Genomic DNA, 9,882 nt, shown 5'->3' with positions numbered 1-9,882 from the left:
TAGATCAAATCGTGGGAATGAGAAGAGTGATCGTGTGAATGAGAAGAGTGATCGTGTGAATGAGAAGAGTGATCGTGTGAATGAGAAGAGTGATCGTGTGAATGAGAAGAGTGATCGTGGGAATGAGAAGAGTGATCGTGTGAATGAGAAGAGTGATCGTGTGAATGAGAAGAGTGATCGTGGGAATGAGAAGAGTGATCGTTTGAATTTTGTTCTATATTTTTTTTATTTTTCTCGAATTCAAAAGTATCCGTCTCAAATAGACCCACGCTCATTATTGTATGTAATGCAACTTCACTATTAGTTGATCTCAAAATCCTTGGTTCTTTTTTTATTTTATTTATAAACTCCTCTATTTTCTTTAATTGTTTTTCATTTACTAAATCAGATTTATTTAGAAGAAGGATATCTCCGTATAAAATTTGAGAATAGGCGACACTTGTATTATTAATTTCAAAATCAAAATTTTCTCCATCAATGACAGTGATTATCGAATCTAATCTTACTTTTTCTCTAAGATCACCAGCTGCAAAAGTCATGGCTACTGGTAGTGGATCTGCTAATCCAGTTGTTTCAACAATCAAATAGTCTAATTTTTCAGCTCTTTCTAAAACTTTGGATACGGTATTTAATAATTCGCCATTGATAGAGCAACATATACATCCATTATTTAATTCGATCATATCTTCTGAGCCTTCTATTATTAAGTCATTATCTATGCCGATCTCTCCAAATTCGTTGACTAAAACAGCTGTTTTAATACCAACTTGATTTTTTAAAATATGATTTAAAAGAGTAGTTTTGCCAGAACCTAAAAATCCACTAATAATAGTAACTGGCAATAAATTTTTAGACATTTTGAATAGTTGAAAACAAGTTTATATTTTTATTGATCGAAAATTTTGTTGATTTCCGAAGCTAATGTTTGATCCAGATTCGTAATACCTCCTAGATCATGTGTATTTAATTTAATTATTACTTTTGCATAAACATTCTCCCAGTAGGGATGATGATTATATTTTTCACAGATTAAAGCAACCTTAGTCATAAAAGCAAAGGCTTCAATAAAATTAGCGAAGTTAAATTCTCTTTGGATTTGTTTAGATTTAATTTCCCAGCCAGGTATTTTGACAACTAATTCATTCAATTCTTCATCTTGCAAAATGTAGGGTTCCATTAAATAAGAAATCTGACTTATTACATTATAAATGTCTTACTTTTTCTCACCAATTATATGTACATTTATGATTCTTTCCTTTTGATCAAATCGATGTTCCCATAAATAAACTGCTTGCCATGTGCCAAGCATAATTTGCCCGTCTTGAAAACTCAAAGATAAACAAGTGTTTGTTAGGGATGTTTTAATATGTGCTGGCATATCGTCAGCCCCTTCTTGATAATGTTTATAGGATATTTCTTCTCTATTTTTTGATAAGGTTAAGTAGGAATCATAGGGAACTATCGATTGCATATATTTTTTTAGGTCCCTCAGTACATTTGGATCTGCGTTCTCATTAATAGTTAAACTGCAACTTGTATGAAGTGAGGTTAAATTTAAAATTCCGGAATGAAAATTATTTTTTTCAACAAATAAATTTAAATCATATGTGATGTCAATAAACCCCTCGCCATGGGTTGTGAATTTTAATTTTGAAAATATTTGTTCCATATAAGTTAAAACTTAATTAATCAATATCCTATTATGGATAAAGATGCATTTTTTACTGCAGACATTTAAATTTTTATCTTAAGATAAATTCAATTTCCATTTAAATCTTTGGCTGAAACTCATTGGAATAAGCTGGGTGCTTACCTTAAAGAAACACAAATATTAGGTTCAATCCAAAATACACTTTATTGGGATCAGAATACTGGAATGCCAAAAAAAGGTGCTGCTTGGAGGTCTGAACAACTTACTTATATTGCAAAAGTATTGCATCAAAGAAATTCTTCCGAGGAATTTTCTAATTTAATAAAATCTGCTAAAAATGAACTGGCAGATATTGAACGAAATTCCGATAATCAACTTTTCATAAAAGATAAAGAAAGAAATATTAGTCTTTTATTGAAGGAATTTAATAGAGAAAGAAATTTAGATCCTAAATTAGTTGAGTCTCTAGCAAAGGCAAAATCTAAAGGGTATGAAAGCTGGCAAGAAGCTAAGGAAAAATCAGATTTTAAAATTTTTCTTCCTTCCTTTGAAGAATTAGTTAAATTGCGGATTGAAGAGGCAAAACAAATATCTATTCAATGTTCACCTTGGGAGACATTAGCCCAACCCTTTGAGCCTGAATTAAATTTGAAATGGTTGAATAAAATTTTTCAACCTTTGAAAGAAACCATCCCAGGATTGATTAGAGGAATTAACAATTCCAAAAAAAATCATTGGGATTTAAGTCCAGAATCTCAAAAAAATTTATGTTCTAAATTACTTGACGAGTTTGGAAGAGATAGAGATCTCGTTATTGTTGGACAATCTCCTCATCCTTTCTCGATTACATTAGGACCTAATGATTTTAGGATCACTACAAGAATTGTTGAAGGGGAACCATTATCAAGTTTTTTAGCAACTGCTCATGAGTGGGGGCATTCTATTTATGAGCAGGGTTTGCCATCTCAAAGTCATCAATGGTTTGCTTGGCCTTTAGGTCAAGCAACTTCTATGGGTATACATGAAAGTCAATCATTATTTTGGGAAAATAGAATAGTTAAATCCAAATCTTTTTCAAAAAGATTTTTTAAAAAATTTGTTTCGGCTGGATGTTCTCTTAATAATTATTTAGAACTATGGAAATCTATTAATCATTTAGAAGCAGGATTAAATAGGGTTGAAGCGGATGAATTGACTTATGGCTTACACATATTAATAAGAACCGAACTAGAAATAGATTTAATTGAAAGAGGGTTACCTGCTGAAGATATTCCAACAGAATGGAATAAAAGATATGATGAACTCCTAGGAATTAAACCATCTAATGATTCAGAAGGTTGTCTTCAAGATGTTCATTGGAGTGAAGGGGCTTTTGGATATTTCCCCTCATATTTGTTAGGACATGTTATTAGTGCGCAAATATCTTCTCAAATGGAAAGAGACATAGGTTTGATTGATAACTTAATTGAAAATGGTGAATATCAAAAGATCATCTTTTGGTTAAAAAATAATATACATAAATATGGCAGATCAGTTAATTGTATGGAGTTGGTAAAAGCTGTAACTGATGAAGAACTATCGCCAAACTATTTTATAAATCATTTAAGGTCTAAAATAAATGATTTTTGCTGAAACATTACTTTTAAAGAATTTGGTTAGGTGTGAGGATGTAAGATAAACAAAAATAATTTCTTGATGGCAAATCTAAATCAGCCCCCAAGCAGGGTTACCCCAAATTTATTGCACATACTAAATGCTTTCACTGATAGCTCTAATTCAATAATAAACACTATTGTTGAATTGAACTCTAATACCATAAATAAATATGAATTAATTACAGAAACGGGTCATCTTAAACTTGATAGGGTAGGTTATTCATCACTTGCTTATCCTTTTGCTTATGGATGTATTCCAAGGACATGGGATGAAGATGGAGATCCACTTGATGTAGAAATTGTTGGAGTAACTGAGCCATTGATACCCGGATCTTTTGTGGAAGCAAGGATTATTGGGGTGATGAAATTTGATGATGGTGGAGAGGTCGATGATAAGGTAATAGCGGTTCTCGCGGATGATAAAAGAATGGATCATATCTCAAGTTATGAAGACCTTGGAGATCATTGGTTAAAAGAAACAAAGTATTATTGGGAGCACTACAAAGATCTAAAAAAACCAGGAACATGTACTGTCAATGGTTTTTTTGGGATAGAAGAAGCTGTGAAAGTGATTAAAGATTGTGAAGAGAGATACAAAAAAGAAATTGATCCTAAATTAGTAAATTAACTAATTTAATTTTTCTCTAAATTTTTCAAATATTTCGCCTAGTATTTCTTCGGCACCTTGCTGCTTTAATTTTTTAGCTAGTTCTTTGCCTACTTCTTCGGGACTATTAATATTGCCAATAACTTGATCTTTAATAAGCCTTTCTCCATCAAGAGAGGCTACCATCCCAGTAAGGTAAAGTTGTCCATTATCAATATTACTATTAACACCTATTGGGACTTGGCAACCACCTTCAAGCTCTCTTAAAAAGGCCCTTTCTGCCAGACATCTTTGACTGGTGGGTTTATCTTCTAAGACGTTTATAATTTCCAAAACTTTTTTATCATCAGATTTACATTCAATGCCTAGTGCTCCTTGGCCAACGGCATGAAGGGATATTTCACTTGGGATAATCTGGTGAATTCTTGATTCAAAGCCTAATCTCTTTAAACCAGCGGCCGCAAGAATTATACAATCAAATTCTCCTGCATCTAATTTTTCAATTCTTGTAATAACATTTCCCCTAATATCTTTAAATACAAGATTTGGATACTTATTTCTTAATTGTGCAAGTCTTCTTAGAGAACTTGTTCCAACAATCGAACCTCCAGGTAAAGTTTCTAATTTATAACATTCATTTTTTTTGTTTACTACTAAAGCATCTGCAGGATCTTCTCTTTTTGTAATGCACCCTAATTTAAGGCCATTAGGCAAATTGGTTGGTAAATCTTTGAGAGAATGTACTGCTATATCTGCATGGCCTACTAGCATTTGTGCTTCAAGTTCTTTTGTAAATAAGCCTTTGTCGCCAATTTTTGCTAAGGCTACATCGAGAATTTTGTCACCTTGAGTTGCCATGGCCTCAATAGAAACCTCTAAATTGGGAATATTCTTTTCTAGTTGATCTTTAACCCATAAAGTTTGAACCATTGCTAGTTTACTTCTTCTACTAGCTATTTTCAGCTTAAAATTAGTCATTAAATATTATTTTGAGTTTGAATTAAAATAAAGTCGAATTTATTTTAAGCTATTCTTTTGCAAGTTTCTGAAGCTGAAAATTTTATTTAACTTTTTTTATTTTATATATTCTTTTAAAACCCCATTACGATTTGGATGCCTTAGTTTTCTTAAGGCTTTTGCTTCTATTTGTCTTATTCTTTCTCTTGTTACATCAAAAATCTGTCCGATTTCTTCAAGAGTTTTCATTCTCCCATCATCAATTCCATATCTTAATCTAAGAACATCCCTTTCCCTTGGACTTAAAGTAGCTAAGACACCTTCTAAATCCTCTCTTAAAAGGGTTTTAGAAACATCTTGTTCTGGATTTTCAATGTCAGCCTCTATAAAGTCTCCAAGTCTTGAGTCTTCTTCTTTACCAATTGGCGTTTCTAAAGAAATAGGTAGTTGAGCACTTTTAGCTATAAATCTTAATTTTTCAATTGTCATTTCCATACTTTCAGCTATTTCTTCTTCACTTGGTTTCCGCCCAAATTCTTGGCTAAGAACTTTTGTGGTTTTTTTAATTCTAGAAATTGTCTCATATAAATGAACTGGTAATCTAATAGTTCTACTTTGGTCTGCAATTGCTCTAGTAATCGCTTGTCGAATCCACCAAGTAGCGTAAGTAGAGAATTTGTATCCTTTTTCATGGTCAAATTTTTCGGCTGCCCTTATCAGACCTAAACTACCTTCTTGTATTAAATCTTGAAATGATAAACCTCTATTCATATATTTTTTTGCAATGGATACAACTAATCTTAAATTAGACTGAACCATTTTTTCTTTAGCTCTTCTTCCTAAAAGAAGTCTTCTTCTGAATTTTGGAAGAGGCATATCTATTAATTCGGCCCATTCTCTAACAGAGGGGAAATGCCCTTTTTCTGACTCATATTGAGTTGCTAATTCTTCTAATTGAAGTAAGTCAGCAATTTTTCTTGCCAGTTCAATTTCTTCATCTGGTCTTAAAAGTCTAATTCTTCCAATTTCTTGAAGATAAACTCTTATCGAATCTTCAGTGTATGTCCCTTTAGGGCCAAGCTTTATATTCCCAAGCCCTTTATCTTCTTCCTCAGAATCACTAAATTCATTATTGGTTTCTATGCTGCTTTCCCTTGAATCAGAGGATGTTTGTAAACTTTGGCTGTTGATATTATTTTCTTCTTCAACTACTTTTTCTAAATTGGTATTAATTTTTTTATTAATCTTCTTTTTTGAGCTGGGCTTGGAATTCTTTGATTCTGCTGCTACTGGACACATGATTTACTCCTTTCTACGGTGAATTTAACTAGATAAAATTTTATTTAGGGCTAATTTGTACATTTAGTAGTAAATTTCCCCTTAATTTGTAAAAGAACTTTTTAGGAATATGAATAAAAAAGTTTTTTTAAATTGTTGAAAAATTTAAATAGTGCTATAGATTACCTAAAGTAAAAAGTCTTGGGATTTCTCAGACAGGCAGATCATTTTTTTGAATTTTCACTCAATGATCAAAGCTTCATGTCTCCCTTAAGAGCAGGATACTTACAATGTGCAAAAAACACTTTGTGGAATGTTCAACAATCCAATACTAAGAAAAAGTTTTGAAGCCGGCAAGTAATCAGTTATTAAATATCTCCTACAAATTGGAAATTTTGCTTGATATAGGTAGCAGTAATGATAGCTTTTACTATTTAGATGGAAATAATCTTGGCGCAGAAGTTGGGGATATTGTAAGTGTGAAACTAAGAGGGAGATTATTGAATGGGTTGGTGATCTCCAAAAAAAAATTTTCGAAAATTAATAAAGATGAATCAAATATTACTAGAGGAAAAAGTATAAAGTATTTGTTTGTTGAAAGTATTTTGCAGAAAAAAATATTTGACGACTCTTGGAGAGAATGGATACAATCCCTGGCCTCTTTTTATATGGTAAGTAATTTAAAAATGTTTAAAACTGCATTTCCTCCTGGCTGGATTGGTAAATATAAGAATATTCCTCAAGGTTTAAGAGATCAAATATGGATTGAAACCAAAAAAGAATTTGATATTAATAAAAATCGATTAACCAAAAAAGAATTTTTTCTTATGAATACATTACTTGAAAAAGGGAATTGGCAAAATGAATTAATAAAGTCTGGTTTTAATTACACGCTGATTAACTCAATGGTCGGTAAAAATTACCTTGTTAAATCTAAAAGAAAAAAAAATATTAATACTAAATTAAATTCCTTTCCCAATGATCATATTGCAACGAAAAAACCAAATCCTACAAATGAGCAAAAAATTGCATTTAAAGAATTTCAAACAATGAAACCAGGAGATGCATTACTTTTATGGGGCGAAACAGGTTCTGGTAAAACAGAAGTTTATATGAGAATTACTGAAGAGCAATTTCTCAAGAAAAAAAGTTGTTTGATACTCGCCCCTGAAATTGGACTAATTCCTCAGCTTATTGATAGGTTTAGTCGGCGATTTAATAATGTCGTTTATGAATATCATAGTAATTGTTCTGCAAGCCATAGAACTTTAGTTTGGAAGAAAATTATTAATGCTAATGAACCTCTAATAGTAATAGGAACAAGATCCGCAGTTTTTCTTCCAATTAAAAATCTAGGATTAATAATAATGGATGAAGAACATGATGTTTCGTATAAACAAGATAATCCTATGCCTTGTTATGACGCAAGAGAGATTGCTGTTGAAATAGTAAAAAGGAATTCTGCCAAGTTAATTTTTGGGAGTGCAACGCCATCAATGAATACTTGGAAAAAGTGTATTTTCGAAAATAATTTTAAATTGGTACGAATGACACAAAGGATATCTAAAAATGAGGCACCTGAGATAAGAATTATTGATATGCGTGATGAATTTAAAAAAGGGAATATGAAGATTTTTTCTAGTGAATTATTAGGATTGTTGTCCCAAATACGCTTAAAAAACGAGCAAGCAATAATTTTAATCCCTAGGAGGGGACATAGTGGTTTTTTAAGTTGTAGAAATTGTGGATATTTAGTTAATTGCCCAAACTGTGATGTCCCCTTATCAGTACATCTTGGATCAAAAGGAAAGAAATGGTTAAGTTGTCATTGGTGTGATCATAAATCTAGAATGATTAATCATTGTCCAGATTGTAATTCGAACGCTTTTAAGCCTTTTGGGATAGGTACACAAAGGGTGATAGAGTTTTTAAATGAAGAATTTCCTTACTTAAAAGTCCTTCGCTTTGATCGAGATACAACCTCAGGTAAAGATGGTCATAGAGATATTCTTTCAAAGTTTTCTAAAGGTGATGCTGATATTCTTGTCGGAACTCAAATGTTGGCAAAAGGGATTGACATCCCCAATGTTACTCTTTCAGTCGTTATTGCAGCAGATGGGTTACTTCATCGCCCAGATATTTCGGCAGAAGAAAAATCATTACAATTATTTTTACAATTAGCCGGCAGGTCAGGCAGGGCTCAAAAAAAAGGAAAAGTGATTTTTCAAACATATAAACCTAACCATCCGGTAATTGCATATCTTCAGAAAAGAGATTATGAAAGATTCTTAATTGAAAACTCTAGATTAAGAAAAGATGCTGATTTATTTCCATTTTGCGAGATTTGTCTTCTTAAGTTGTCAGGTGAAAATTATGAATTAACTGAATCAATTGCAATTAAATTAGCAAAATATCTACTCAACTTTTGTGAGAAAAAGAACTGGAAATTAATTGGACCTGCTCCTGGTTTAGTTGCTAAGGTTGGTAAAAAATTTAGATGGCAGATATTAATACATGGCCCTGAAGGAACAAAGATACCTTTGCCTGATAGATCAGTATTATGGAAACTTATTCCAAAAAACGTTTTTTTAACTATTGATGTTAATCCCGTAGAGCTATAATTACTTAGATGGAAGTTGGGGTAAATCTGTACCTAATTTAAATCTATAGAATCTTAATAAATAAGCTATTATTATAATTATAAAAATTGTAAATATCCCAATTAAAAGTTTATTGAGGCTCCAAAAAGAAAATTCGAGACTATTTATCTGCCCTTGATTTAAATTCCAAATTATTAGATTTTTTGCAATTTCAAAATTTGAATTATTTTTACTAGTAAGGGTAGGTTTATTTGGGGTAATAATTTTAAAAATAAGTTCTAAATTATCAAAATCTTTTATAGATTTGAGATCCAAATTTACCCTGTAAAAGTATTTTTTTAAAAAGATGAAGTTTTTTTGAATAGTATTAATTTCTATATTTGTTGATCCTCCCGCTAACTCTCCGGCGGTCCTTTGGGTGATTTTAAGAACTTGCTTTGTATCTTCTAAATTGAGATTTTTATGTTTCAAAGAAAAAGTTGATTCGCCTTGTTCAATTTCTGCGCCAGGAAAAATATCTTTCATTTTTTCCTCAAAGTTTAATTGCCAAGGAAATTTCTTTATGTATTTACTTTCTATGACTAAATTATTGGTTATTGAATCAAGTTCACTTAGATCAAGATTATCTTCAACTTTAACGCAGCCACTTAAGAGTGGGATTAATAATAATAGTATTAAAAAAATGATCAGTGAAAAGCCTTTCTGAAAAGGTTTTGTTTCACCAGTTGGAGTCTCAGTAATGTTAATAAATTTCTTTTTCTTCAATACTTCTTTTTTTTTGCGTAGTGAGTTAAGAGATTTTTTATTTAGTGATAGTTCGCTTTCAAACTGTACGTTCCAATTTTCTGGCTTTTTTATTTCGGGAGAATCTATAACTTCCATCAAATATTTTGCATTTTCTCTCGTCTTATTATCGTAAGATTTTAGAAGTTCTTTACAAAATCTTTTAGCCTCCTCCTTTTTATTGATTCCACAAAGAGCAGTAATTAAAATAGTTCTTAAATTTACTCCCTCCTTGCTTGACAAAGGAAACGAATTGATTTTGGGCAAAAGAAATTCAATACAATAATGATACTCACCTTTAGCTAAAGCAAGTTCTACTGTTTCTAAAACTTGCTCATAAGTTTTCATAGG

At 31.4% G+C, this 9,882-nt stretch carries 9 protein-coding genes; 3 read left to right on the top strand and 6 right to left on the bottom strand.

Going from position 1 to position 9,882, the window contains the following annotated elements; all coding sequences use genetic code 11:
• The 3 genes from EV01_RS0109210 to EV01_RS00830 all read right to left on the bottom strand — a co-directional run.
• On the bottom strand, nucleotides 1-857 hold an 857-nt coding region (locus EV01_RS0109210), incomplete at its 3' end, for a CobW family GTP-binding protein (protein ID WP_032523309.1).
• 29 nt (nucleotides 858-886) lie between these two features.
• Complete coding sequence (locus EV01_RS00825; RefSeq protein WP_032517809.1) at nucleotides 887-1,177, bottom strand: 4a-hydroxytetrahydrobiopterin dehydratase; 291 nt, start codon at nucleotides 1,175-1,177, stop codon at nucleotides 887-889.
• Nucleotides 1,178-1,213: 36 nt separating this feature from the next.
• Entirely contained in the window at nucleotides 1,214-1,669 is a 456-nt protein-coding gene (locus EV01_RS00830; protein ID WP_032517807.1) for a secondary thiamine-phosphate synthase enzyme YjbQ, read from the bottom strand.
• A gap of 108 nt (nucleotides 1,670-1,777) precedes the next feature.
• On the opposite strand from EV01_RS00830, the gene EV01_RS00835 reads away from it, so the two are divergent.
• The gene (locus EV01_RS00835; RefSeq protein WP_032518602.1) at nucleotides 1,778-3,283 is read left to right on the top strand and encodes a carboxypeptidase M32; all 1,506 of its coding nucleotides are present in this window, start codon (nucleotides 1,778-1,780) and stop codon (nucleotides 3,281-3,283) included.
• A gap of 63 nt (nucleotides 3,284-3,346) precedes the next feature.
• Nucleotides 3,347-3,934: an inorganic diphosphatase gene (locus EV01_RS00840; protein ID WP_032517804.1), complete on the top strand. Its 588-nt coding sequence runs from the start codon at nucleotides 3,347-3,349 to the stop codon at nucleotides 3,932-3,934.
• On the opposite strand, the gene hemC is transcribed toward EV01_RS00840, so the two are convergent.
• Together hemC and rpoD are read right to left on the bottom strand one after the other, a co-directional pair.
• The gene (hemC, locus tag EV01_RS00845; protein WP_032517803.1) at nucleotides 3,935-4,891 is read right to left on the bottom strand and encodes a hydroxymethylbilane synthase; all 957 of its coding nucleotides are present in this window, start codon (nucleotides 4,889-4,891) and stop codon (nucleotides 3,935-3,937) included. It lies immediately after the preceding gene.
• A 96-nt stretch (nucleotides 4,892-4,987) separates the two neighbouring features.
• Nucleotides 4,988-6,169 (bottom strand): RNA polymerase sigma factor RpoD, encoded by a 1,182-nt coding sequence (gene rpoD, locus EV01_RS00850; protein ID WP_032517801.1) that lies wholly within the window; start codon nucleotides 6,167-6,169, stop codon nucleotides 4,988-4,990.
• 323 nt (nucleotides 6,170-6,492) lie between these two features.
• Here rpoD and priA point away from each other — a divergent pair, with 323 nt between their 5' ends.
• Nucleotides 6,493-8,769 carry a replication restart helicase PriA gene (gene priA, locus EV01_RS00855; RefSeq protein WP_032517800.1) on the top strand — a complete coding sequence of 759 codons (2,277 nt, stop codon included), beginning with the start codon at nucleotides 6,493-6,495 and terminating at the stop codon, nucleotides 8,767-8,769.
• On the opposite strand, the gene EV01_RS00860 is transcribed toward priA, so the two are convergent.
• A complete protein-coding gene (locus EV01_RS00860) occupies nucleotides 8,770-9,879 on the bottom strand; it encodes a DUF3153 domain-containing protein (protein WP_032517799.1) in 1,110 nt (369 codons plus the stop codon).
• Nucleotides 9,880-9,882 lie beyond the last annotated feature (3 nt).

This window comes from Prochlorococcus marinus str. MIT 9401 (assembly GCF_000760095.1).
Taxonomy (GTDB): Bacteria; Cyanobacteriota; Cyanobacteriia; order PCC-6307; family Cyanobiaceae; genus Prochlorococcus_A; species Prochlorococcus_A marinus_I.
The sequence above is the reverse complement of the archived record's forward strand: the minus strand, read 5'-3'. Positions and strand labels throughout refer to the sequence as shown.